Source organism: Micromonospora sp. CNZ303 (genome assembly GCF_004345505.1).
This window is the reverse complement of sequence record NZ_SLVT01000003.1, coordinates 426894-451419: the sequence shown is the minus strand read 5'-3', so window position 1 is coordinate 451419 and position 24526 is coordinate 426894. Positions and strand designations below refer to the sequence as shown.

Here is a 24526-nt window from a genome sequence, read left to right as displayed (position 1 = left end):
GTACAGACCCTGCACCCGGTCGATCTGGCGCCGAACATCCGAGCCGGAGCCAACAGATCCCACTACCAGTGCAGACAGGCGCTCCGAAGTTGCAGTATTAGGCGGAGGCACGTTCGATCAGCTGGGTGTCGAGGAGGATGTGGGGGGACGGGAGGTCGTCGCCGCGGATGCGGCTGACCAGCAGGCGGGCCATCTGGCGGCCCATCTCCTCCACCGGCTGGAAGACCGTGGTCAGCGGCGGCTCGGCCTGCCGGGAGATCGGGGCATCGTCGAAGCCGATCACCGCGACGTCCTCCGGCACCCGCCGGCCCGCCTCGCGCAGCGCGCGCAGCGCCCCGAACGCCATCAGGTCGGAGGCGACGAAGACGGCGTCGAGGTCGGGGCAGTCCTCCAGCAGCCGACGCATCCCGGCCGCCCCGCTGCCCTCGCTGAAGTCGCCGTACGCGATCATGGCGGGGTCGACCCCGCCCCCGGCGGCCCTGACGGCCTCCTTGTAGCCGGTCAGCCGGCCCAGGCCGGCGCCCATGTCCTGCGGGCCGGCGATGGTGGCGATGCGCCGCCGCCCCCGGCCGGCCAGGTGTTCGACCGCCCGCCGGGCGCCGCCCACGTTGTCCACGTCGACGTAGTACGCGGGCTGCGCGCCGGGTTGCAGCATCCGGGCCGGGCGACCGCCGAGCACGGTGGGCAGGCCGCGCTCCTCCAGCAGGGTGGGCAGCGGGTCGGAGTCGTGCAGCGACAGCAGCAGGACCCCGTCGACGTGCTGGTTGGTCAGGTGGTGCTCGACCCGCTCCCGCTCGATCGGCGACTGCACCATGGCCAGCCAGAGCTGCAACGGGGTCTCCAGCAGCCCCGAGCTGACGCCCCGGACGATGCCGGCGAAGAACGGCTCGGTGAAGACCCGGTCGCCGGATTCCGACACCACCAGGGCGATCGAGTCGGTGCGTTGGGTCACCAGGGCACGGGCGGCCCGGTTCGGCACGTACCCCAGCTCGGCGATGGCCTGCTGCACCGCGGCGCGCGCCTCGGGGCTCACCTGGGGTGAGCCGTTGACCACCCGGGAGACCGTCCCGCGACCGACGCCGGCGCGGGCGGCGACGGCGTCGAGGGTCGGGCGCCCGAGCGACCGGGTGCGCTGCGTTGTCATTGTCTGCTCCTCCGACGGCGGACCGGCCCCGGCGCCACCCCGTACGGGGTGGCGCCGGGGCCGCCCGTTGATGGCTGGCCCTGGCCTATTGTGCGGCCAGACCGTTGCGTCGGATCACCTCGGCGTACCACCTGGCGCTGGACTTGGGGATGCGGACCTGGGTGTCGTAGTCGACGTGGACCATCCCGAACCGCTTGGTGTAGCCCCAGGCCCACTCGAAATTATCCATCAGCGACCAGGCGAAGTACCCGCGCAGGGGCACCCCGGCCTCGATCGCCTCGTGCGCGGCGCGCAGGTGGGCGTCGAAGTACGCCAGCCGGTCGGCGTCGTCGACCTGCCCGTCGACCACCTCGTCCACGAAGGCCGAGCCGTTCTCGGTGACGTAGAGCGGCAGGTCGGTGTACTCCTCGTGCACCCGGCGCAGCGTCTCCACCAGGCCGGGGGCGTCGATCTCCCAGTTCATGTCGGTCACCGGCACGCCCCGGGTGACGAACCGGACGTCCTCGCTGCCCGGCCAGCACGACGGCGCCCGCCAGTACGGCTCCGGCTCGGCGTCGGGGTCCGGCGCGGCGACGACGTGGCGGCTGTAGTAGTTGACGCCGACCACGTCCAGCGGGGTGGAGATGGTCGCCAGGTCCCCGTCGCGCACGTGCCCGAAGTCGGTGACCTTGGCGAGGTCGGCCATCAGGTCCGCCGGGTAGGACCCGCGCAGCAGCGGGTCCAGGAAGAAGCGGTTGGCCAGCCCGTCGATGCGCCGCGCGGCGTCGACGTCGGCGGGCGCCTCGCTGGCCGGGGTGACCGGGTAGAGGTTGACCGTCACCCCGACCTCGGCGGTCGGCCGGGCCGCGCGCAGCGCCTGCACCGCGAGGCCGTGGCCGAGCATCAGGTGGTGCCCGGCCCGTACGGCGTCCGCGCCGTCCGAGCGGCCCGGCGCGTGCACCCCGGAGCCGTAGCCGAGGAACGCCGAGCACCACGGCTCGTTCAGCGTGGTCCAGTAGCGCACCCGGTCGCCGAGCGCGTCGGCGACCAGCGTGGCGTAGTCGGCGAACCGCGCGGCGGTGTCCCGGGCCGGCCAGCCGCCGACGTCCTCCAGCGGCTGCGGCAGGTCCCAGTGGTAGAGGGTCAGCCACGGCTCGATCCCGTGCCCCAGCAGTTCGTCGACGAGCCGCCGGTAGAAGTCGAGCCCCTCGGCGTTGGCCGGGCCGGTGCCGCCCGGCTGCACCCGCGGCCAGGAGACCGAGAACCGGTACGACTTCAGCCCCAGCTCGGCCATCAGCGCGACGTCGGAGCCCAGCCGGTGGTAGTGGTCGCAGGCCACGTCACCGGTGTGCCCCTCGACCACCCGCCCCGGGGTGTGGCTGAAGGTGTCCCAGATCGACGGGGTCCGGCCACCCTCGGCCGCCGCGCCCTCGATCTGGTACGCGGCGGTGGCCGCGCCCCAGAGGAAGCCGGGCGGGAAGGTCAGCGGCGGACGGTCGTCGACGACGCCGACGGCAGGTGGGCTGGCGGGGTTGCTCACGACTTGACGGCACCTTCCATGATGCCGCCCACGATCTGGCGGCCGAACACGATGAACACGATCACCAACGGTAGAGTGCCGACCGCCGTGGCGGCGAACACCTGCGAGTAGTCGGTGTAGTAGGCGTACGACAGGAAGGCCAGCGAGACCTGGAGCGTCGGGTTCTCGGAGGTCAGCACCGCGTACGGCCACAAAAACGAGTTCCAGGTCTCCATGAACGTCAGCAGGCCGAGCACGGCGGCGGCGGGCCGCAGCGCAGGCAGCACGATGCTCCAGTAGATGCGGAAGGTGCTCGCCCCGTCCACCCGGCCCGCCTCGATCAGCTCGTCGGAGATGGCCTGGGTGGCGTACTGCCGCATCATGAACACGCCGAACGCGCTGACCAGGAACGGCACGGTCACCGCGTAGAGGGTGTCGAACCAGTTGAGGTCCTGGATCATGCCCCAGAGCGGGATGAGGCCGAGCTGCGTCGGGATCATCATGGTGACGATGATCGTCAGCAGCAGGGCGTTGCGGCCCCGGAAGCGCAGCTTGGCGAAGGCGAAGCCGGCCAGCGAGCCGGTGATCACCACGGAGACCGTCACGATGCCGGAGACGATCACCGAGTTGAGCAGGCCGGTGAGGAAGTTGGCCGCCTCGTTGTCGAGAACGCGGCCGAAGTTGTCGCCGAACGACCCGGCCGGCGTGACCGGCGGCGGGACGTCGTTGATCGAGTCGAGGCTGCGGGTGGCGATGACCACCATGTAGTAGAACGGGTAGATCGAGAAGAGCGTCGCCAGGACGAGCGCGACGTAGGTCAGCGGGCTGGTGCGCCACAGGCGCCGGGATGCCGAGTTCATCTGGGCGTTCCTCACTTCACCGTGCGGCGGACGAGCAGGAAGTTGATCCCCGAGACGAGGGCGATCATCAGGAACATCGCCCAGGCGACCGCGGCGCCGTAGCCGGCGGTGTTGAGGTTCTCGATGCCCAGCTCGTACATGTACATGGCCAGGGTCTGGAACTCGCGCTGGTCGCCGCCGATGATGTTGCCGTTGGCGAAGACGAGCGGCTCGGTGAAGAGCTGGAGCCCGCCGATCGTGGAGAGGATCACCACGAAGACGAAGGTCGGCGTGAGCATCGGCAGGGTGATCCGCCAGAACTGCTTCCACTGGCTGGCGCCGTCGAGCGCCGCCGCCTCGTACAGGTCGCGCGGGATGGCCTGCATGCCCGCGAGCAGGATCAGGGTGTTGTAGCCGGTCCACCGCCAGTTGACCATGGAGGCGATGGCGCTCCACGAACTCCAGCGCTCGGCGTCCCAGTCGACCGCGTCGATGCCGACGAAGCTCAGCAGCCAGTTGATCACGCCGAAGTCGCGTTGGAAGAGCATGCCGAAGACGATCGCGACGGCGGCCACCGAGACCACGTTCGGCATGAAGATCGCCAGCCGGAAGAACGTGCGCGCGCGCAGGAACGTGCGGTTGAGCAGGTTCGCCAGGAACAGGGCGAGCAGCAACTGCGGGATGGTCGACAGCAGGAAGATGCCGAAGGTGTTGAGGGTGGCGTTCCAGAAGTACTCGTCCTTGACCAGGGCGACGTAGTTGTCGAACCCGATGAAGGTGTGGTCCCCGATCAGGTTCCAGTCGTGCAGGGACATCCAGGCGGTCCGCAGCATCGGGTAGAGCCCGAAGATGCCGAAGACCACGAAGAACGGCGCGATGTACAGGTACGGCGAGTACTTCAGGTCCAGCCGGGTCAGCGAGTGCGACCGGGACCGGTGCCGCGACGACGGGCGGGGTGGCGGTGCTGCGGGCGACGGCGGCGCCGTCGTGGCCGAAAGGCTCATGCGGGGTCCTTTCCCGGCGTCGGCGCGGGCGCGCGCCGACGCTCAGGCGCTGTTACGCGGAACGGGACGGCGCCGGTGGCGTCCGGGAGGGAAGCGGGACGGCGCCGGTGGCGCCCGGGTGTCGACCCGGACGCCACCTGGCGACGAGGTGGGTCAGAAGGCGCCCTGCGTCTTGGCGTCCTTCGCGAACTGCTCCCAGGCCTTGTCCTTCGTGGCCTGCCCCTGCTCGTACGAGCGCAGCGCCGGCTCGAACGCGTTCTCCTTCACCGCCTGGTGCTTCGGGCCGAGGTGCAGCGGCTGGATCTTGGCGACGCTGTCACCGAAGATCTTGCCGGTCGGCGCGTTGTTGAAGTACTCGTTGGTGTAGCCGAGGAACTCCTGGTTCTTCAGCGCCTCGAGGTTGGTCGGCAGCGGGCCCTTGAGCTTGAACGCCGCCACCTGGCTCTGCGCGTTGGTCAGGTACTCGGCGAGCTTCGCCGCCTCCTTCGGGTACTTGCTCTGGGTCGGCACGCCGAGCCAGGAGCCACCCCAGTTGCCGGCGCCGCCGGGCACCGGGGCGACGTCCCACTTGCCCTTGTTCTCGGGGCCGGAGTTGTCCGCCACGATGCCGAGCATCCACGACGGGCAGAAGGTCGCCGCGAAGGTGCCCTGCTTGAAGCCGGCCGACCACTCCGGCGACCAGGTGGCCGTCTCGGCGGTGATGTTGGCGTCGGCCATCGCGACCGCGGTGTCCCAGGAGGTCTTCACCGCCGCGCTCTTGTCCGCGATGACGTTGTCGTCCTTGTCGTAGAACAGGTCGCCACCCTGCTGGAACATCACCGCGCTGGCGGCGGTGGTGACCGAGTCGAGCAGGCCCTTGCCGGTGGCGGTGCGGTACTTCTTGCCGGTCTCGATGAAGGCGTTCCAGTCCGGCCAGAGGGCCGCGACCTGGTCCCGCTCGGTCGGCAGCTTGGCCGCCTGGAAGAGGTCGCGGCGGTAGCAGACGGCGAGGCTGCCGACGTCGGTCGGCAGGCCGATCAGCCGGCCGTCCGGCGCCTTGCCCAGCTCCCACTTCCAGGGCAGGTAGTCCTTGCTGTGGTCGGCGACCAGCGGAGCGAGGTCGGCCCAGTTGGCCGGGTTGGCCTTGAACTCGTTGAGGATGCCCTCTTCCAGGGCGACCACGTCGGCCGCGCCCTTGCCGGTGGCCAGCGCCCGGACGATCTTCGGCCGGTACTCGCCGAGCTGGGCGGTCTTGCGCAGCTCGACCTTGATGCCGGTGTCCTTCTCGTACTGCTTGATGATCTCGTCGTAACCGAACTCGCCGAACGTGTCGACGACCAGCTTGGCGGGCTTCTCGCCGGCCGCTGGTGCGTCGTCGTCCTTGCCGCAGGCCGCGAGACCGCCGATGGCGGTTATCGCGGCCAGGGCGGCAGCCGCCATGCGGGTGCGCCGCGTGGTGAGGCTCATCGGAGACCCCTCTTTCGGTGGTGAGGCTGACTGGGTGTGGTGGGGGGTGCCGTGCGCGCAGTCGACACCGGTCGGGGCCGGCGGTCGACGTCCGGAGCGGGGCGCGGGTGAGTCGTGCCACGTTCGCGGGAGCGCTCCCATGAGATTGCCGGCGAGTGTCGGGGGTGTCAATAGGCCCATGGGAGCGTTCCCAGATCGTTACCGCGCGTGCGTACGCCCCGACTGACGCACGTCGCGGGCCGACGCGCCGGGCGGCGCCACCTGCGCACCCGCCCCGTTGAAGCGGTTCAGCACGCCCGCGCGCGGGGGACGGACACGTTGAGCAGCCCGTCGCGCACCCTGCGTGCGACCGGAACGCGGCCGCAGCCGAGGCGGCCGGCACGACTCAGCCGAAGCGGCGGGCACGCGCCGCAGCCGAAGCGGTTCAGCGGCGGGGGGTTGCGCGGCGAGGGCGGCGCAGGGGCTCAGCAGAAGCGGCGCAGCAGGATGCCGGCCCGGCCCGCGTCGAAGGCGGCCGGGTCGAACCGGTCGCCCACCCGGTCCCGCGCCTCCGGGTGCCCGGGGTGAGCCGGGTCCGCCAGCGCGGCCAGCAGCGCCTGGTAGCCGGCGGGGCCGCCGACGTCCTCGGGCGGGCACGCCCGCTCGCCGTCCAGGCAGGACGGGTACCGCTCGTCCGGATCGGCCGTGCAGGCGTCCTCCACCACCAGGTCGTGCTCCCACCAGTCGCCGAAGTCGTACGTGTAGTGGAAGCGGCTGCCCTTGCCGAGCACCGCGTCGAGGCGGACGTCCAACTCGTCGCGCAGGGCCAGCTCGCCGTCGGGATCGGGCTCGCCGTACTGGCGGCCCTCGATCTCGAACGAGTGCAGGTGGCAGTCCCGCCAGCCCATGGCGTGCTGGACCACCCGGTGCAGCCGGTCGAGGGTGTAGCCGCCGGGGACGAGCACCCTGCGCCAGACGGGCGGCCGGATCCCGGCCAGGGAAATCTTCAGCTGGAAGATCTGACGCGGCATGCTGTCCCATCCTTCCTCGGCATAGGCTGCGGGCATGATCTGCCGAGCGTGCCGGGCCAGGCGGCACGACGACTGCCCGGGGCGCAACTGGTGCGACTGCCAGCACCGTACCCCCCGACCCACCCCTCCGGTCACCGGTCCGGCCGGCGAATGAACGTCGGAATCCCGATTTCGGCGCTCTGGCCGCAGCCGACGGCGCGACCGCTGGACGACGCCGCGCTCACCGCGCTCTACGGCCGCTCCGACCGCCCCCACCTGCGGATGAACTTCGTGACCAGCGTGGACGGCGGCGTCTCCGTCGACGGCTACTCCGCCGGGCTCTCCGGCGAGGCGGACAAGCGCGTCTTCGGGCTGCTGCGCATGCTCTGCGACGCCCTGCTCGTGGCCGCCGGCACGCTGCGGCACGAGGGCTACCGGGCGGTACGCCTCAACGAGCGGCGCCGGGCGTGGCGCCGCGAGCACGGCCTCGCCGAGTACCCGACGCTGGTCGTCGTCTCCGGCTCGCTCGACCTCGACCCGGCGCAGGCCGCGTTCGCCGACGCGCCGGTGCGGCCCGTGGTGCTCACCCGGGCCGACGCCGTGGCACCGCCCGGCCTGACCGGGGTCGCCGACGTGGTGCGCTGCGGCGACGACCGCGTCGACCTCGCGGCGGGCCTGGCCGAGCTGCGCCGCCGCGGCCTCGGCCAGGTGCTCTGCGAGGGCGGCCCGCAACTGTTCGGCGCGCTCACCGCCGCCGACCTCGTGGACGAGGTCTGCCTCACCGTCGCCCCGCTGCTGGCCGGGGCGGGCCCGGGGCGGATCACCGCCGGCGACGCCAGCGACGTACGCCACCTGCCGCTGCGCCACGTGCTCGCCGCCGCCGACGGGGTGCTCATGCTCCGCTACGCCCGCGACCGACCGTGACCGGGCGGGCACCCTGCGGTTGACGGGCGCCGATGGCGGGGTGGCGTCCGCCGCGTCGCGTGGCAACGTGTCGTACTCCTCGGGCAGGATGCAGGGCGTGTGCCCCGACCGCGACGACCAGCCGACCGGAGTTGCCCGATGACTGACGACGGGTTCGACGGCCCGGGCGAGGTGGTCGGCCGGGTGCTGGGCACTGCCGACGCCACCCCCCTGCAGTTCTGGACCGCGGTCTCCCCCGACAGCTACCTCCAGCTCGACGACGTCGTGGTGACCCGGCGGGAGCTGCCGGACCGCGAGCCGGTGACGATCGCCGGGGTGGTCACCCAGGTCCGCGCCCGGCACGAGGGCGCCCAGTTCGACTCCGACGTCTTCGCCATCGCCGACGGCACGCTGCCCGCGCAGGTGCAGGAGGCCGCCGAGATCACCACGACCCGCGTCGACCCGGAGCTCTACGTGCCGCCGTCGCCCGGTGCGGTGGTGCACCGCGCCGAGGGTGACGCCCGGGCCCGGGCGCTGCACTTCGACCGGATGGAGCGGCGCATCCCGATGGGCATGGGCCGCGACGGGGTGCCGGTCTACCTCAACGCCGACTTCCTCGACGGCAGCCGGGGCGCGCACGTGTCGATCTCCGGCATCTCCGGGGTCGCCACGAAGACGAGCTTCGCCACCTTCCTGCTCTACTCGGTCTTCCGCTCGGGGGTGCTGGGCGGCGACGCCGTCAACGCCAAGGCGCTCATCTTCAACGTCAAGGGCGAGGACCTGCTCTTCCTCGACCATCCCAACACCCGGCTGGACGACCCCACCCGCGCCGCGTACGCGAAGCTCGGCCTGGCCGCCGGCGCGTTCCCGGACGTGCGGGTCTACGCCCCGCCCCGGGTGGGCGACTCCTCCGGCACGCCCGACGTGAGCAGCCGCCTCACCGGGGTGGACAGCTTCTACTGGACGCTGAGCGAGTTCTGCGCCGACCGCCTGCTGCCCTACGTGTTCGCCGACGCCGACGACGAACGCCAGCAGTACACGATGGTGGTGCACTCGGTCACCGCCCACCTGGCCCGGCACGCGCAGCCCGCCGACGGCGGCATCAGCATCGACGGGATACGGCTCGGCTCGTACGCCGACCTGGTCGACCACGTCGTCGAGCAGCTCAACGACGACGAGACCCGCTCCGACTGGGCCGGCAGCGCCGTCGGCCTGGGCACGGTCAACGCGTTCGCCCGGCGGTTGATCGGCAGCAAGAAGGACCTGTCCCGGCTGATCCGGGGCGACCTGGCCACCCGCCGCCCGCACTCGATCAACACCGCCGAGAGCGCCCAGGTCACCGTGGTGGACCTGCACAACCTGCCGGACCGCGCGCAGCGGTTCGTGGTCGGCGTGACGCTCAAGAGCGAGTTCGAGCGCAAGGAGAAGGCCGGCACCGCCAAGCCGCTGCTCTTCGTGGTCCTCGACGAGCTCAACAAGTACGCCCCCCGCGAGGGCTCCTCCCCCATCAAGGAGGTGCTGCTCGACATCGCCGAGCGGGGCCGCTCGCTCGGGGTGATCCTGGTCGGCGCCCAGCAGACGGCGAGCGAGGTGGAGCGGCGGATCGTCACCAACTCGGCGATCCGGGTGGTGGGCCGGCTCGACCCGGCCGAGGCGTCCCGCCCGGAGTACGGCTTCCTGCCGCCCGCCCAGCGGCAGCGCGCGCTGCTGGCCAAGCCGGGCACGATGTTCGTCAACCAGCCCGACATCCCGGTGCCGCTCTGCCTGGAGTTCCCGTTCCCGGCCTGGGCCACCCGGGTCTCCGAGGCCGGCCGCGCCCCGTCCGAGACGCTCCGGTCGATCACCCAGTCCGTCGACCCGTTCGCCGTCGTCGGCTCCGGTGGCGGCACCTCCGACGACGACATCCCGTTCTAGGGGGACACACCCGTGAAGATCCTGCACACCTCCGACTGGCACGTCGGCAAGGTCCTCAAGGGGCAGTCGCGGGCCGAGGAGCACAAGCGGGTCCTGGCCGGCGTGATCGACGTCGCCCGCGCCGAGTCACCCGACCTGGCCATCGTCGCCGGTGACCTCTACGACACCGCCGCCCCGACGCCCGAGGCCACCCGGCTGGTCACCCGGGCCCTGACCGCGCTGCGCCGCACCGGCGCCGACGTGGTGGCCATCGGCGGCAACCACGACAACGGCCAGGCCCTCGACGCGCTGCGCCCCTGGGCCGAGGCCGCCGGGATCACCCTGCGCGGCGGGGTCCGGGACAACCCGGACGAGCACGTCGTCGACGGCACCACCGCCGGCGGTGAGCGCTGGCGGTTGGCCGCGCTGCCGTTCCTCTCCCAGCGCTACGCCATCCGCGCCGTGGAGATGTACGAACTGACCGCCGCCGAGAGCACCCAGACGTACGCCGACCACCTGGGCCGGGTGCTGGGCCGGCTGACCGAGAGCTTCACCGAGCCGGACCGGGTGCACCTGGTCACCGCCCATCTGACCGTGGTGGGCGCGACCACGGGCGGCGGGGAGCGCGACGCGCACACCGTGCTGGGCTACGCGGTGCCGGCGACGGTGTTCCCGGGGACGGCGCACTACGTGGCGCTGGGCCACCTGCACCGCTCGCAGCGGGTGCAGGGCCCCTGCCCGATCCGCTACAGCGGCAGCCCGCTGGCGGTCGACTTCGGCGAGCAGGAGAACGTGCCGTCGGTGACCGTCGTCGAGGTCACCGCGACCACGGCGGCGCAGGTCCGCGAGGTGCCGGTGACCGCCGCCACCACGCTGCGGACGGTCCGGGGCACCCTGGCCCAGCTCGCCGAGATGCAGGTGCCGGACGCCTGGCTGCGCGTGTACGTCCGGGAGCAGCCGCGCGCCGGGCTCCGCGAGGAGGTCCAGGAGCTGCTCCCGCAGGCCCTGGAGATCCGGATCGACCCGGAGCTGCTGCCCGCCCCGGGCAGCGGCACGCGGGTGGCGCAGCGGGCGGGCCGCTCGCCCCGGCAGCTCTTCGCCGACTACCTGGACAGCCGGGGGCACACCGACGACGGGGTGCGGGAGCTCTTCGACGAGCTCTTCGAGGAGGTCGAGCACTGATGCGGCCGATGCGGCTGGACATGGCAGGCTTCACCGTCTTCCGCGACGAGACCACGATCGACTTCACCGACGCCGACTTCTTCGCGCTGGTGGGGCCGACCGGCTCCGGCAAGTCGACGGTGCTGGACGCCATCTGCTTCGCCCTCTACGGCACGGTGCCCCGCTGGGGCGGGGCGCGAGGGCTGGGCAACGCCCTGGCGCCGTCGGCCACCGAGGCGCGGGTGCGGCTGGTCTTCGAGTCCGCCGGTTCCCGCTACGTGGCGACCCGGGTGGTCCGCCGGGACGGCCGGGGCAACGTCAAGACGGCCAACGCCGGGTTGCAGCTGATGCCGGCCGGTTTCGACGTGACCAAGCTCGACACCGGGCTGAGCCCCGACGACCTCGGCGAGGTGGTGGCCGGCACCCCCGCCGAGATGGAGCAGGCGGTGCTGGAGGCGGTCGGGCTGCCGTACGAGCAGTTCACCAGCTGCGTGGTGCTGCCGCAGGGGCAGTTCGCCGACTTCCTGCACGCCAAGCCGGCCACCCGGCAGCAGATCCTGGTCAACCTGCTCGGCCTCGGGGTCTACGAGGACGTGCAGAAGCGGGCGACCGCGCGGGCCGCGCAGGCCGAGGCGAAGCTGGAGGCGGTCGACCAGGCGCTCGCCGGGCTCACCGGCGTCGACGACGACGCGCTGGAGGCGGCGACCGGGCAGGTCGACCGGATGCGGGAGCTGGCCGGGGCGGTGGCGGGCGCCGTACCGGAGCTGGAGGCCGCCCGGGCGACGGCGCGGGAGGCGGGCGCGGCCCTGGCGGCGCTCGACGCCGACCTGGCGGTGCTGGCCGCCGTGCGCGCGCCGGACGGGGTGGCGGAGGTGGCCCGGGCGGTCGCGGCGGCGCGGGCCGGGGCGGACGAGGCGGCGACGGCCGTGTCGCTGGCCGAGGAGCGGGAGGAGAAGCTGCGCGGCGAGCTGGCCGCCGCCGGCGACGAGAGCGCGCTGCGGCTGCTGCTGCGGGCGTACACCGATCGGGAGAAGCTGGCCGGCGAGGCGGAGGCGGTCCGCACGGCGGTGACCGGGGCGCAGGCCGAGCACGGCGCGGCGGTGGCGGCGCTGGCCGAGGCGCGGGCGGCGGCCGAGCGGGCCGAGGCGGAGCTGGAGGCGGCCTTCCGCGCCCACGAGGAGGCGAAGGCGACCGACCAGGCGGTGGCGCTGCGCGCGCACCTGCGCGCCGGGGCCGCCTGCCCGGTCTGCGAGCAGACCGTCGCGTCGGTGCCGGCGGTGCCGGCCGACTCGGCGGTGGCCGCCGCGACGGCGGCGGGACGGGCGGCGCGGGCCGCCAGCAAGGCCGCCCAGTCCGTGGTGCAGGAGCGCGACGGCGCGGCCCGGGAGCTGGAGCGGGTGCTGCTGCGCGCGCGGGCCCGGCAGGACCAGGTGCAGGCCCGGCTGGCCGAGCTGGACGACCAGCTGGCCGGGGCCGCCGAGCCGGCGGTGCTGCGCCGCGAGCTGGACGACCACGCGCGGCTGCGCCGGGCGCTGGAGGAGTCGGCGGCGGCGGTGCGGGGCGGCCGGGACGCCGCCCGGCGGGCGCGGGCGGCGGTGGACGCCGCCGAGGAGCGGCTGCGGGCGACCTGGCGGGCGTTCGACGCGACCCGCGACGGGCTGGCCCGGTTCGGGCCGCCGACGGCGGACCGGGAGGACCTGGGCGCCGCGTGGGCCGCCCTCACCGGATGGGCCGGCGAGGAGGCGGCGCGCCGCCGCGCGGAGCGGGCCGGGCGGGCCGCGGCGGTGGCGCAGGCCGAGGCGGTGGCCGCCGGCGTCGGCGAACGCATCGCGGGCGTCCTCGCCGTCGCCGGGCTGCCGCCCACCGACGATCCGCTACGCGCCACCGACCGCGCCCTCCAGCGGGCCGAGGCCGACCTGCGCGAGCTGGAGCGGCGCCGGGAGCAGGCGGGTGACCTGCGCGAGCAGCGGGCCGGCTACGAGCGCGAGGCGCAGGTGGCGCGGGCCCTCGCGGGGCACCTGCGGGCCAACAACTTCGAGCGGTGGCTGCTCGCCGAGGCGTTGGACCTGCTGGTCGACGGCGCCTCGGGCATCCTGCGGGAGCTTTCCGGCGGGCAGTACGACCTGGTGCACGACAAGGGCGAGTTCTTCGTGGTGGACCACCACGACGCGGGGCTGCGCCGGGGCGTGCGCACCCTGTCGGGCGGCGAGACCTTCCAGGCGTCGCTGGCGCTGGCGCTGGCGTTGTCGGAGCAGCTCGCCGGCTTGTCCACGACCGCGGCGAGCCTGGAGTCGATCGTGCTGGACGAGGGCTTCGGCACGCTCGACGCGGCCACCCTCGACACGGTGGCCGCCACGCTGGAGAGCCTGGCCGCCCGGGGCGACCGGATGGTCGGGGTGGTCACCCACGTGCCGGCCCTGGCCGAACGCATCCCCGTCCGTTTCGAGGTCAGCAAGGACGCCCGGTCGGCGCGCGTCGAGCGGACCGGCCGGTGAGCGGGGCCCCGGCGCGCGCGACGGGAGGTCCGCTGCGGTGACCGATCCCCGGTTCTTCGTCGACGCGTGGGACCCGGCCTACGGCGCCTCGTTCGAGGCGGCGGGCGGCGGCGGTCCCGCGGCGCCGAGCAGCGCCCAGGTCGACGCGGACGCCGAACTGCCGGCGGTGGACTGGCGGGCGATCGGGCCGCGTCCCGGCGTACGGGCCCCCGACGTGGTGCTGCTCGTCGACGGGGTGCGCCGGATCGACGCGAGCGTGTGGACGGCCGAGGACGACGGGGCCTCCTTCCCGGGCCTGGCCGCGTCGTACGCCGCCGGGGTGGTCCGCTGCGACCTGGAGCGCGGCGCGGCGCAGCTGGCCGGCGCGCGGGTCGGCCGGGGGCTGTTCACGGCCAGCCCCTCGGCGGTGGACGTGGTGGCCGGCAGCGTCCGCTACCCGGTGCACCGGGTCAGCGGCACGGGCGAGCTGAACAAGCTCCCGGCCGCCGTGCAGGGGCCGCTGACCGCGCTCGAGGTGGAGGTCTCGGGGGCGGCCCGCACCGACGGCGACCTGCTGGTGGTCGACGGCCCGCTGCGCAACCGGCGGCAGCTGCCGCGCACGGTCGGCTACATCAAGACCCAGCACAGTCAGTACCTGGACGCCCGGCTGACCGCCGTGGTCACTCAGCTGGCGGCCGGTGAGCGCTCCCCGGTGTTCAAGCTCGGCACGGCCTGGGGCGGCTGGTCGTGGTATCTGCGGCTGCCGGTGGCCCTCGGCGCGCCGTGGGCGGGCATCGTCCGGATGGAGTGCTCCGCCGAGCTCAGCGTCGACGAGGCGGTGGGGCTGGCCGACCTGTCGCTGGTCACGCTGCCCCGCTTCGCCTCCACCCCCTACAAGGACCCGCGGGCGCCACAGAACCTGATCCCGATCGCCGGCCTGGAGCGCCGGCTGCGGGCGCTGCTCGGCGACGCGCGGCTGCTGCACCGGGTGCTCACCGCCGCCGCCCGGGGACGGCGCTGATGGGACGCAAGCGGGCGGCCGACACGGTGGCCGCGCGGGTGGACACCGGCCAGGCCGAGCTGGTGCCCGATCCGGACCGGCCGGGATCGTGGACCCTGCTGCTGGACGGCGCCCCGCAGTCGCACGTGGACCTGTCCGACCCCACGCACCTGGAGTTCGAGTACGTCCGGCGGCTCGCCGCCGCGATCGACCTGGTGGCGCCGGCCGGCGCGCCGCTGCGGGTGTTGCACCTCGGCGGCGGCGCGCTGACCCTGCCCCGCTACGTGTCGGCCACCCGGCCCGGCTCCACCCAGCGGGTGGTCGAGGTGGACGGCGCGCTGGTGGAGCTGGTCCGCCAGGCCCTGCCGTGGCAGCCGGATCCCCGACTCAAGGTGCGGGTGGCCGACGCCCGCGCGGTGCTCGCCGCCAGCCGGGACGCCAGCTACGACGTCGTGGTGGCCGACGTCTTCGCCGGTGCCCGCACCCCGGCCCACCTGACCTCGGTGGAGTACGCCGCCGAGGTGGCCCGGGTGCTGCGGCCCACCGGCTTCCACCTGGCAAACGTCGCCGACGGCCCGCCGCTGCGCCACGCCCGGGCGCAGGTCGCCACCCTCCGGTCGGTGCTGCCCCGGGCCTGCCTCGTCGGCGACGCGGCGGTGCTGCGCGGGCGGCGCTACGGCAACCTGGTGCTGGTGGCCGGCCGGGTCGAGCCGCCGGTGCCGGAGCTGACCCGGCGCGCCGCCGGGGACTGGTTCCCCGGCCGGGTGCTGGCCGGCGGGGAACTCGACCGCTTCGCGGGCGGGGCGCCGGTCGTCCGCGACGCCGACGCCACCGACTCGACCCCGCCGCCGCCCGGGATCTTCTCCGTGCGCCGCTGAGCGGAATCTTTTCCGCGTGCCGTTGATCCGTTGGCGTGGGCGCTGCGTACCAACGGGCGGCCGTGCCCGTGGGAGGCGGTCGATGTCATCGGACACCCGGAGGTCTGCATGCACGCGGTGGCGGCCGGTTGGCACGGCGACAGGGCGCGACCGGACTGGATGTCCGCGCGGTCCCAGTCCCGGCCGGACGCGGCGGCACGCGGGGTCGACGCCCGCCAGGCGCCTCGCCAGAATGGGCCGGTGACGCCGAACTCCGCCCCGGGGCGCCACCAGGCGGCACCCTCCACCGAGGCGGGTCACTCGGACCGACTGATCCGGCTGCTCTACGCCGAGCACGCCGGGCCGCTGCTGGCATTCGTCATGCGGCTCACGGGCGGCGACCGGCAGCGGGCGGAGGACATCGTCCAGGAGACGCTGCTGCGGGCCTGGCGCAACGCGCACCGGCTGGGCGTGCAGGGGCAGGGCTCGCTGCGGCCGTGGCTGGTCACGGTGGCCCGGCGGATCGCCATCGACGAGCACCGCAGCGTGCAGGCCCGGCCCGCCGAGACGTACGACCGGGACCTCACGGCGTTCGCGGAGGCGGACAGCACCGACCGGGTGCTGCGCACGATGACGGTGGCGGACGCGCTGCGTACGCTGAGCCAGTCGCACCGGGAGATCCTGGTGGCCACGTACTTCCGGGGTCGGACGGTGCCGGAGGCGGCCGAGGAGCTGGGCCTTCCGCTCGGCACCGCCAAGTCGCGGGTCTACTACGCGCTGCGCGCGCTGCGCACGGCTCTGCAGGAACGGGGGGTGACGGAATGAGCCGGGCGGACCACATGGACGTCGCGGCGTACGCGCTCGGCGTGCTGGACGAGCGCGACACGGAACGGTTCGAGGAGCACCTCGCCACCTGCTGGGCGTGCGCCGCCGAGTTGGAGACGATGGTGCCGGTCGTGGGCCTGCTCTCCGACATCGACGGCGAGACGATGGCCGCGCTGGAGCAGACCCGCACCGACCCGGCCCTGCTGGACCGGACGCTGGTCGCGGTCCGCGCCCACCGGCGGCGCAACCGGTTCCGGCAGTTGCTCGCCACGGCGGCGGCGGTGCTGGTCCTCGGTGGGGCGACCGGGCTCGGCTTCGCCAGCATCGCCGGCGACAGTGCCCCCGAGGTGGTGGCCGAGCCGACCGCCACCGCGCAGGTCGCCCCGCCGACGGCCAGCCGCTCCAGCGATCCGAACGACCCGGACATCGGCGGGACGCTGCCGGAGGGCGATCCCGTCAACGTCGTCGACCCGACCACCGGCGTCGAGGCGAGCTTCTTCGTCGTGTCGAAGGACTTCGGCACGGGCGTGGACTTCATCCTCGCCAAGCTGCCCGGGCCCCGGACGTGCCGGCTCGTCGTGGTGCGGAGGAACAACAGCACCGAGGTGGTCTCCACCTGGTCGGTGCCCGGCACCGGGTACGGCACCAGCGCGCGCCCCGAAAAGCTGAGCCTGTCGGCGTCGACGTCGACGCGGCTCGACGACATCAAGCAGTTCCAGGTGCAGTCGGTGGACGCCGGCGGGGTGGCGAGCCCGCTGGTCACGGTGCAGATGTAGCGCCCGTCGCGGAATCGGCGCCGGTCAGCCCTAGACGACCGGTGCCGATTCCGCGTGCCGTTTCCACGAATGCTGTTGGCGGAAACCGCACTCGTCGCGGGAAACGGATTTCTGACCCCTTCGGTTCAACGGATTCCCGTGACATCGACCACGCTTTCGCATTCAACCTTGACAACTCTCTATCCGTATTGACCGGTGAACCGCATCAACGAGGAGGGCACGTGGCACAGATGAAGCGAACCGTCATCGTGGCGAGCGCGATGGTCGCGTTGACGGCCTGCGCTCCCGCCGGTTACGAGGGGGCGAACCCGGGCGCGGCCAACCCGGTCGCCGTGACCGCCGCCGAACCCACCGCGGCGGCCGAGCCCTCGGTCCCGCCGTCCCCGGCCGCCGACGCGCCGCCCGCCGACGCGGACCTGACCGAGGAGCTCAACGGCCGGAAGGTCGCCCGGATGGGCAGCGTGGTCACCGACCAGGACGGGTGGATCCTCTACCGCTTCGACAAGGACACCAACGACCCGCCCTCGTCGAACTGCGTCGACAAGTGCGCCCGGTTGTGGCCTCCGGCGCTGACCGACGGCGACCCGGAGCTCAACGGCGTCTCCGACGACAAGGTCGGCACCGTCACCCGCCAGGACGGCACCCGGCAGATCACCCTCGGCGGCTGGCCGCTCTACCGCTACGTCGGGGACAAGAAGCCCGGCCAGTGGAAGGGCCAGGGCGTCGGGGGCACCTGGTTCGTGGTCGCGCCGGACGGCAGGAAGAACCTGAGTTGCCTGCCGCCGGGCACCCCGAAGCCTGTCGCCCCGCCGGCCGACGACAAGGCCGGGCAGGGCGACTCGGACTACTCGTACTGACGTCACGGTCCCGGCGCGGCCGGTCGCCGCCCCGGGACCGGCGACGGCACCGGGCCGAGCGTGCGCCCGGCGGTGTCGCCGGTCACGGGGCGGGGACGTGACAGCATGTGCGGGTGACCGGGACCGGACCCACCGCGCGTCGGGAGCTGCACCCGCCCGCCGGATACCGGCTGGCCGCGTCGGTCCGGGCCCTGACCTTCAGCCCGTACGACCCCTGCGCGCGCGTCGCGGCCGGCACGTTCTGGTGGGCCGCCCGCACCCCGGACGGTCCGGCCACCCTAGCCCTGCGGCCGGCCGGCGGCGCCCTGCTCGCCGAGGGCTACGGCCCGGGTGCCGACCGGGTGGTGCAGTGGGCCGACGCGGTCGCCGGGCTCCGCGACGACGTGAGCGGGTTCGGGGCGCTCGCCGCCGCCCACCCCGTGGTGGCGCGGCTCGCGGCCCAGCACCGGGGGCTGCGCATGCCCGCCACCGGGCAGGTCTTCCGCCAACTGCTGCGGGCGGTCTTCGAGCAGAAGGTGACCGGCAAGGAGGCCTACCGGGCGTACGCGGCGACGGTGCGGCACTTCGGCGAGGCCGCGCCCGGGCCGATGCAGCCGCTGCTGCTGCCGCCCGAGCCGGCGGCGGTGGCGGCCACCCCGTACTGGGTGTTCCACCCGTTCGGCGTGGAGCAGCGCCGGGCCGAGACGCTGCGCCGCGTGGCGGCCGTCGCCGACCGGCTGGAGCGCTGCGCGGACTCCGCCGAGGCCACCCGCCGGCTCACCGCCGTCGCCGGCATCGGCCCGTGGACCGCCGCCGAGGTGGTGCGCATCGCGTACGGGGACCCGGACGCCGTCAGCGTCGGCGACTTCCACGTGCCGAACACGGTGGCCTGGGCCCTCGCGGGCGAGCCGCGCGGCGACGACGCCCGGATGCTGGCCCTGCTGGAGCCGTTCCGGGGGCATCGGGGGCGGGTCTGCGTGCTGCTGGCGGCCGGTGGCGTCCAGGCGCCGAAGTACGGTCCGCGGATGCCGATCCGCTCCTTCGCCCGGTTCTGACCGGGGTCCCGCGACGGGTGACGACGGTGCGGGTCAGGGTCGGGTGCAGAGGCGGCGCAGGGTGCGGCCGAGCCACCAGGCGTACGCCCGCTGGAAGGCCCGACCGGCCGGCCCCGCGGCGCGCATGACCCAGCGGTCCGGCCGGCTGAACGCGACCACCTCGAACCAGACGCGGCCGGCGGCGTCGCGGCTGACCACGAACGCCTCCTCGCCGCGCGCCGGGTGCCCGGGCAGCGTGCCGTACCCGAAGCCGGCCCGCCGCCCGTCGTCGACGGCCCAGACCACCTCGCAGGGCGCGGCCAGCCGCAGCGGGCCGACGCCCAGCCCGGAGACCACCCGGACCCCGGGCGCGGCGCGCTCGGCGGCGGCGTCGATCCGGATGCCGGCCGCCCGGTGCAGGCGCCAGCCGAGCACGGCGTCCCCGGCCGCCGGGAAGCAGGAGTCGGGCAGCCGGACCCGGTGCCGCACGTGCCGCCAGCCGGCCGGCAGCTCGCCGGTCTCGGTGGCGCCGACGTGCGGATAGGTCAGTGCCGGCACGGCGCACCCCCACGGCTCGACGGGACACCGCCAGCGTACGGGCGGCGCGGGCGACCCGCCCGACGGCCTGTGGTTGGCTGTCGGAGTGATCATCGAGCCGCGCATCGCCCCCGCCGACCTCACGGACGCCGGCGAGATCCTCACCGTGCAGCGCGCCGCGTACGTCACCGAGGCGCAGCGCTACGCCGACCCGTTCCTGCCCCCGCTGACCGAGACCCTGGACGAGGTGCGGGCCGCGCTGGCGGGCCCGGCGACGGTGCTCACCGCCCGGCTCGGCGACCGGCTGGTCGGCTCCGTGCGGGCGCACGTCGACGGCGACACCGCGCACATCGGCCGGCTCTCCGTGGCCCCGGACCAGCACGGCCGGGGCGTCGGCGGGCGGCTGTTGCGCGCGGTGGAGACGGCCTGCGCCGCCCGGGTGCGCCGCTTCGCGCTCTTCACGGGCGCGGACACCGAGCAGAACCTGCGGTTCTACCACCGGCACGGCTACCAGGTGGTCGGACACCGACCGGACGCGAACGGCATCCGGCTCGCCCAGTTGGAGAAGGCGGTCAGTCCCGCTCGCAGCGGCGCCTGAGCCCGTCGGCCTCCATCCGCAGGTAGCGGCGCATCAGGTCGCCGTAGAGCCAGCCGACGGGCCCGGCGAGCGGCCCGGACTGCGTGAGGGTCAGCTCGACGCGGCTGCGCCCGTCGGGCAGCGGCAGCACCCGGTGCCCGCCGAGCGTGCGCACCCCCGGGCTGCCCGAGACCCAGGAGAACGACCGGCCCTCGGTCAGCTCGGTGACCCGCCACACCGCCGGTCGCAGCTTCGGCTGCGCGAGCCGGGCGGTGGCGCCCACCGCGAGCGGTCCCACCTCCCCCCGGAGCGCCCGACGCACCGAGGGCGTCCACTCCGGCCACCGCTCGACGTCGACCAGCACCGCCCAGACCCGTTCCGCCTCGGCGGCCACCTCCGTACCGGCCTCGAACCGCATCGCGCCCCCTCCCCGTGTCGGCGCCCGGCGGCGCCGCTGCCAGTCTCGACGACGCCGCGCCCGGGATCGTGACGAGGCGCCCGCCGGCCGGTCCGTGTCCGCCGGCACGCGGGGGTGCCGGGCCGGCGGCGTCCGCCGGGCTCGGCCGCCGCCGGGTCAGGCGGCCTCGCGCAGGTCGGCCAGCCCGAGGGGGGTACGCCGGCGCAGCAGTTCCTCCAGCTCCGCCACCGAGCCGGCCTCGCCGAGCACGTCCTTGCCCCCGCCGAACTGGCGGGGATAGCGGCGCACCAGCCGGTACCGGTAGCGCCCCCGGATCAGCTCGACGCTCACCCGCCACCGCCCGCAGCACCCGCAAACCCACTCCGACACCCCGCGAAGGTAGCTCTGACCTGCGCTTTCATCATTCGCCCGGTGCGGTACGAGCGGCGCGCGGCCGGACACGCCACCCGCCGCGCGGACGTGATCTGCCTCACGACTGTCGGTGCGGTCTGGTTGACTGGTCGCCGTGAAGCTGCCGATCAGTCCGCCGGTCGAGCCGATGCTGGCCAAGAGCGTCCCGCGGGTCCCCACCGCGCCGGGGATGACCTACGAGCCGAAGTGGGACGGCTTCCGGTGCATCGTGTTCCGCGACGGCGACGAGGTGGAGCTGTCCAGCCGGGGCGGCAAGTCGATGACGCGCTACTTCCCCGAGGTGGTCGAGCAGGCCCGCCGCCAGCTGCCCGAGCGGTGCGCGGTCGACGGCGAGCTGATCGTGATCCGGCGCGACGGCCCGGGCGGGCAGCCCCGGCTGGACTTCGAGCTGCTGGCCCAGCGCGTCCACCCGGCCGCCTCCCGGGTGAGGCTGCTGGCCGAGACGACGCCGGCCGACTTCGTCGCCTTCGACCTGCTCGCCCTCGACGACGAGACGCTGCTCGACGAGCCCTATCCGCGGCGCCGGGCCCGGCTGGAGGCGGCGCTGGCCGGGGTCCGGCCGCCGGTGCACGTCACGCAGGTCACCACCGACGTCGACACCGCGCACCGCTGGTTCGACGTCTTCGAGGGCGCCGGCCTGGACGGCCTGATCGCCAAGCCGGCCGACCTGCCCTACGAGCCGGGCAAGCGGCTCATGTTCAAGGTCAAGCACGCCCGCACGGCCGACGTGGTGGTGGCCGGCTTCCGCTGGCACAAGTCCGGCCCGGTGGTCGGCTCGCTCCTGCTCGGCCTCCACGACGACGACGGGGTCCTGCACCACGTCGGGGTGAGCGCGTCGTTCACGATGGCCCGCCGCGCGGAGCTGCTGGAGGAGCTGGAGCCCTACCGTGACGTCGGCGCCGACCACCCGTGGGTGCACGGCGACCACGAGCGCGGCCAGCGCCTCCCCGGCGGGGTGAGCCGCTGGACGGGCGCCCGCAACCTCGAGTGGGAGCCGCTGCGCCCGGAGCTGGTGGTCGAGGTCGGCTACGACGCCATGGAGGGCGACCGGTTCCGGCACACCGCCCGGTTCGTCCGCTGGCGGCCCGACCGCGAACCGCAATCCTGCCGCTACGACCAGCTCGACCGGCCCGTACGGTTCGATGTGGACCAGGTGCTGCGCGGCGATCCCACGGTGACCGTGGGGTCCGCCGCCGGTCCGGCGTAGCCTGGCCGTCGACTCGATCACGGAGGCTCGCTCGTGACCCGCACCCCCGACCGGATCCGCCGGTTCCGGCTCACCCTCGCCGGGCTGGCCGCCGCCGCGCTGGTCGCCGCCGGCTGCACCCTTCCGGCGATCGCGCCCCGGACGGAGGCCGGCGGCGAGGCCGCCGCCCCCGGCACGGCGCCCACCTGGCGGGCCTGCCCGGAGGTGGCCGAGGAGCTGGTCGGGCGCGGGGCGCCGGGCATGCGCTACGAGTGCGCGCGGATCAAGGTGCCGCGCGACTGGGGCACGGGCGCGGGTGGCGGGGCGAGCGCCGGGCCGGGCGCCGGGCAGACCTTCGAGATCGCGCTGCTGCGGGCCCGGTCGACGAAGCAGCGCGACCGGATCGGCTCGCTGGTGATCAACCCGGGTGGGCCCGGCGGCTCCGGCGTGGACACCGCCGTCTACCTCTCCTTCGGCCCGGGTTTCGGCGGCCTGCCCGCCTCGATCACCGACCGGTTCGACATCGTCGGCTTCGACCCGCGCGGGGTGTCCCGCTCCAGCCCGGTCAAGTGCATCCCCGACGCCGAGCTGGACGCCAGCTTCGGCTACGACCCCGACCCGGAGAGCCAGGAGGCGTTCGACGGCTTCGTCGCGCTCAGCCGGAAGATCGGGCGCGGCTGCGGCGACCGCTACGGCGACCAGCTGCCGCTCTACGGCACCGAGCAGGCCGCCCGGGACATGGACGCGGTCCGCGCCGCCGTCGGCGACGACAAGCTGACCTACCTCGGCTACTCCTACGGCACCCTGCTCGGGGCCACCTACGCCCAGCTCTACCCGCAGCGGGTGCGGGCGCTGGTCCTCGACGGCGCGGTCGACCCGCGACAGGGCCTGATCGCCGGCTCGGAGGGCCAGGCCAAGGGCTTCGAGCGGGCCTTCGGCAACTTCACCACGTGGTGCGCGGCCAACGCCGGGCGCTGCCCGATCGCCCCGGACGCCCGGGCCGCGGTCACCTCGGCGATCGACAAGGCGCGGGTGTCCCCCGTACGCGGGGACGACGGCCGGGAGGCCACCGCGGGCTGGGTCTTCTACGCGATCATCTCCTCGCTCTACACCGAGTCGGGGTGGCAGGAGCTGGCCGTCGCCATCGACAAGCTGGAGGGCGGCGACCCGGGCGACGTGTTCCGCCTCGCCGACGCGTACGCCGACCGGGACGCCGACGGGCACTACTCGAACATGTTCGACGCCAACCTGGCGGTCAACTGCGCCGACGAGGAGGAGAAGCCGAGCCGGGAGCGGATCCGGCAGCTCCAGTCGCAGTGGCGGGCGAAGTACCCGCTGTTCGGGCCGGCCCTGGCCGTCGGCCTGCTCTCCTGCGCCGAGTGGCCCGGCGGTCGCGACCCGTACCCGACGGGCCGGGCCGACGGGGCGCCGCCGATCCTGGTGGTGGGCACCACCGGCGACCCCGCGACGCCCTACGAGCAGACCCCGGCGCTGGCCGCGATGCTGGGCGTGGGCCGGGTGCTCACCTGGGAGGGCGAGGGGCACACCGCGTACCCGCAGACCTCCTGCATCACCGAGGCGGTCGACGCCTACCTGATCGACCTGACCGTGCCCAGGGAGGGGCTGCGCTGCCCGGCCCGCTGACCGGCCGCTCCGGCGGCAGGTCGGGCAGGTCGATGCCCTGCCGGGCGGCCATCTCCTCCAGCAGCGCCCGCATCCGGCGTACGTCGGCCTTGAGCTGTTCCTGCTCCTCGTGTTCGAAGGCGTCGTCGTCGACGATGAGCTGGCTGGCGAAGTGCGCCGTGATCAACGGGATGACCAGCAGCACCATGGTGGAGATGAGCAGCGCGGCGAGGGTGCGGCCCTGCCAGCTCACCGGCGAGATGTCGCCGTAGCCGACGGTGGACGCGGTCACCACCGCCCACCAGACGGCGTCCGCCGGGCTGCGGTTCTCCACGTGGCCGTAGATCACGCCGGCCACCACGATCATCAACAGGTAGGAAATGATCAACGTACGGGGCGAGTTGGCGAACCAGACCAGCCCCCGGTAGATCAACCGGAACGGCAGCAGCAGGACGTCCATGAACAGTCATGTTGCCCCCCGTTCCGGGCAAGCGCCGCCCGCCCATCGGTTCCGCTCGCTGTGCCACGCTGGGCGGCATGAGTGACGTGGTCTTCCGCGAGGCCGTCCGAGCCGACCTGCCCGCCGTGATCGCCCTGCTCGCCGACGACGTGCTCGGCAGGACCCGCGACTTCACGGAGGTCGACGCCGCGTACGAGAAGGCGTTCGCCGACATCGACGCCGACCCGCGCAACCAGCTGATCGTGGCCGACGCGGACGGGGAGCTGCTCGGCTGCATGCAGCTCACGTACATCCCCGGCCTGGGCCGGCACGGCGCGGAGCGGCAGCTGATCGAGGCGGTCCGGGTCCGCTCCGACCTACGCGGGCGGGGCCTCGGCCGGCAGATGATCACTTGGGCGGTCGACCAGGCGAAGCAGCGTGGCTGCGCCCTGGTCCAGCTCACCACCGACAAGACCCGCCACGACGCCCACCGCTTCTACGTCAACCTCGGCTTCCTCCCCACCCACGAGGGCATGAAACTCCCCCTCTGACCCCACGCCCCACGCCCCACGCCCCACGCCCCACGCCCCACGCCCCACGCCCCACGCCCCACGCCCCACGCCCCACGCCCCACGCCCCACGCCCCACGCCCCACG

The 24526-nt window shown here is 74.2% G+C and carries 24 protein-coding genes; 14 read left to right on the top strand and 10 right to left on the bottom strand.

The features are described 5' to 3' along the window. Positions 1–97: 97 nt before the first annotated feature. The 6 genes from EV374_RS08140 to EV374_RS08115 all read right to left on the bottom strand — a co-directional run bounded on the left by EV374_RS08140 (position 98) and on the right by EV374_RS08115 (position 6941). On the bottom strand, positions 98–1144 hold the full coding sequence (locus tag EV374_RS08140; protein ID WP_132233159.1) for a LacI family DNA-binding transcriptional regulator: 1047 nt from the start codon (positions 1142–1144) through the stop codon (positions 98–100). An 85-nt stretch (positions 1145–1229) separates the two neighbouring features. Beyond that, the gene (locus EV374_RS08135; protein WP_132233157.1) at positions 1230–2663 is read right to left on the bottom strand and encodes a GH1 family beta-glucosidase; all 1434 of its coding nucleotides are present in this window, start codon (positions 2661–2663) and stop codon (positions 1230–1232) included. Further along, positions 2660–3502, bottom strand: a complete 843-nt coding sequence (locus EV374_RS08130; protein ID WP_132233155.1) for a carbohydrate ABC transporter permease — start codon at positions 3500–3502, stop codon at positions 2660–2662. The genes EV374_RS08135 and EV374_RS08130 overlap by 4 nt, the downstream gene beginning before the upstream one ends. 11 nt (positions 3503–3513) lie before the next feature. Beyond that, on the bottom strand, positions 3514–4485 hold the full coding sequence (locus tag EV374_RS08125; protein WP_132233153.1) for a carbohydrate ABC transporter permease: 972 nt from the start codon (positions 4483–4485) through the stop codon (positions 3514–3516). Between the two features lie 153 nt (positions 4486–4638). Further along, positions 4639–5931 (bottom strand): ABC transporter substrate-binding protein, encoded by a 1293-nt coding sequence (locus EV374_RS08120; RefSeq protein ID WP_132233151.1) that lies wholly within the window; start codon positions 5929–5931, stop codon positions 4639–4641. A gap of 464 nt (positions 5932–6395) precedes the next feature. Beyond that, entirely contained in the window at positions 6396–6941 is a 546-nt protein-coding gene (locus tag EV374_RS08115) for a plasmid pRiA4b ORF-3 family protein (protein WP_132233149.1), read from the bottom strand. Between the two features lie 150 nt (positions 6942–7091). On the opposite strand from EV374_RS08115, the gene EV374_RS08110 reads away from it, so the two are divergent. From EV374_RS08110 to EV374_RS08065, 10 genes are all read left to right on the top strand, one after another. Then, positions 7092–7844 carry a pyrimidine reductase family protein gene (locus EV374_RS08110; protein WP_132233147.1) on the top strand — a complete coding sequence of 251 codons (753 nt, stop codon included), beginning with the start codon at positions 7092–7094 and terminating at the stop codon, positions 7842–7844. Positions 7845–7982: 138 nt separating this feature from the next. After that, positions 7983–9737, top strand: coding sequence for an ATP-binding protein (locus EV374_RS08105; RefSeq protein ID WP_132233145.1), 1755 nt, complete (start codon positions 7983–7985; stop codon positions 9735–9737). Between the two features lie 12 nt (positions 9738–9749). Further along, a complete protein-coding gene (locus EV374_RS08100; protein ID WP_132233143.1) occupies positions 9750–10898 on the top strand; it encodes an exonuclease SbcCD subunit D in 1149 nt (382 codons plus the stop codon). Beyond that, positions 10898–13372, top strand: coding sequence for an AAA family ATPase (locus EV374_RS08095; RefSeq protein WP_132233141.1), 2475 nt, complete (start codon positions 10898–10900; stop codon positions 13370–13372). Before EV374_RS08100 ends, EV374_RS08095 begins: the two co-directional genes overlap by 1 nt. A 37-nt stretch (positions 13373–13409) precedes the next feature. Then, the gene (locus EV374_RS08090) at positions 13410–14372 is read left to right on the top strand and encodes a hypothetical protein (protein ID WP_132233139.1); all 963 of its coding nucleotides are present in this window, start codon (positions 13410–13412) and stop codon (positions 14370–14372) included. Further along, positions 14372–15229, top strand: coding sequence for a fused MFS/spermidine synthase (locus EV374_RS08085; RefSeq protein WP_132233137.1), 858 nt, complete (start codon positions 14372–14374; stop codon positions 15227–15229). Before EV374_RS08090 ends, EV374_RS08085 begins: the two co-directional genes overlap by 1 nt. Positions 15230–15337: 108 nt before the next feature. Further along, entirely contained in the window at positions 15338–16033 is a 696-nt protein-coding gene (locus EV374_RS08080) for a sigma-70 family RNA polymerase sigma factor (RefSeq protein WP_132233135.1), read from the top strand. After that, on the top strand, positions 16030–16809 hold the full coding sequence (locus EV374_RS08075) for a zf-HC2 domain-containing protein (protein WP_132233133.1): 780 nt from the start codon (positions 16030–16032) through the stop codon (positions 16807–16809). The genes EV374_RS08080 and EV374_RS08075 overlap by 4 nt, the downstream gene beginning before the upstream one ends. A 221-nt stretch (positions 16810–17030) precedes the next feature. Further along, entirely contained in the window at positions 17031–17666 is a 636-nt protein-coding gene (locus tag EV374_RS08070) for a COG4315 family predicted lipoprotein (protein WP_132233131.1), read from the top strand. A gap of 113 nt (positions 17667–17779) precedes the next feature. Further along, a complete protein-coding gene (locus EV374_RS08065) occupies positions 17780–18700 on the top strand; it encodes a DNA glycosylase family protein (RefSeq protein ID WP_132233129.1) in 921 nt (306 codons plus the stop codon). A gap of 33 nt (positions 18701–18733) precedes the next feature. Here EV374_RS08065 and EV374_RS08060 read toward each other — a convergent pair whose 3' ends face one another. Further along, a complete protein-coding gene (locus tag EV374_RS08060) occupies positions 18734–19237 on the bottom strand; it encodes a DUF1990 domain-containing protein (RefSeq protein ID WP_486485633.1) in 504 nt (167 codons plus the stop codon). An 88-nt stretch (positions 19238–19325) separates the two neighbouring features. On the opposite strand from EV374_RS08060, the gene EV374_RS08055 reads away from it, so the two are divergent. Continuing rightward, positions 19326–19814 carry a GNAT family N-acetyltransferase gene (locus EV374_RS08055; RefSeq protein ID WP_486485642.1) on the top strand — a complete coding sequence of 163 codons (489 nt, stop codon included), beginning with the start codon at positions 19326–19328 and terminating at the stop codon, positions 19812–19814. On the opposite strand, the gene EV374_RS08050 is transcribed toward EV374_RS08055, so the two are convergent. Both EV374_RS08050 and EV374_RS08045 read right to left on the bottom strand, forming a co-directional pair. Beyond that, positions 19789–20211 (bottom strand): SRPBCC family protein, encoded by a 423-nt coding sequence (locus EV374_RS08050; RefSeq protein ID WP_132233123.1) that lies wholly within the window; start codon positions 20209–20211, stop codon positions 19789–19791. The genes EV374_RS08055 and EV374_RS08050 overlap by 26 nt on opposite strands. 156 nt (positions 20212–20367) lie before the next feature. Continuing rightward, positions 20368–20580 carry a hypothetical protein gene (locus tag EV374_RS08045; protein ID WP_132233121.1) on the bottom strand — a complete coding sequence of 71 codons (213 nt, stop codon included), beginning with the start codon at positions 20578–20580 and terminating at the stop codon, positions 20368–20370. A 136-nt stretch (positions 20581–20716) separates the two neighbouring features. On the opposite strand from EV374_RS08045, the gene EV374_RS08040 reads away from it, so the two are divergent. Together EV374_RS08040 and EV374_RS08035 are read left to right on the top strand one after the other, a co-directional pair. Further along, positions 20717–21829: an ATP-dependent DNA ligase gene (locus tag EV374_RS08040; protein WP_132233119.1), complete on the top strand. Its 1113-nt coding sequence runs from the start codon at positions 20717–20719 to the stop codon at positions 21827–21829. 33 nt (positions 21830–21862) lie between these two features. After that, positions 21863–23452, top strand: a complete 1590-nt coding sequence (locus EV374_RS08035; protein ID WP_132233117.1) for an alpha/beta hydrolase — start codon at positions 21863–21865, stop codon at positions 23450–23452. Here EV374_RS08035 and EV374_RS08030 read toward each other — a convergent pair. Next, complete coding sequence (locus tag EV374_RS08030) at positions 23379–23891, bottom strand: potassium channel family protein (RefSeq protein WP_132233115.1); 513 nt, start codon at positions 23889–23891, stop codon at positions 23379–23381. The genes EV374_RS08035 and EV374_RS08030 overlap by 74 nt on opposite strands. A gap of 77 nt (positions 23892–23968) precedes the next feature. On the opposite strand from EV374_RS08030, the gene EV374_RS08025 reads away from it, so the two are divergent. Further along, entirely contained in the window at positions 23969–24421 is a 453-nt protein-coding gene (locus tag EV374_RS08025; RefSeq protein ID WP_132233113.1) for a GNAT family N-acetyltransferase, read from the top strand. The last annotated feature ends 105 nt before the right edge of the window (positions 24422–24526 follow it).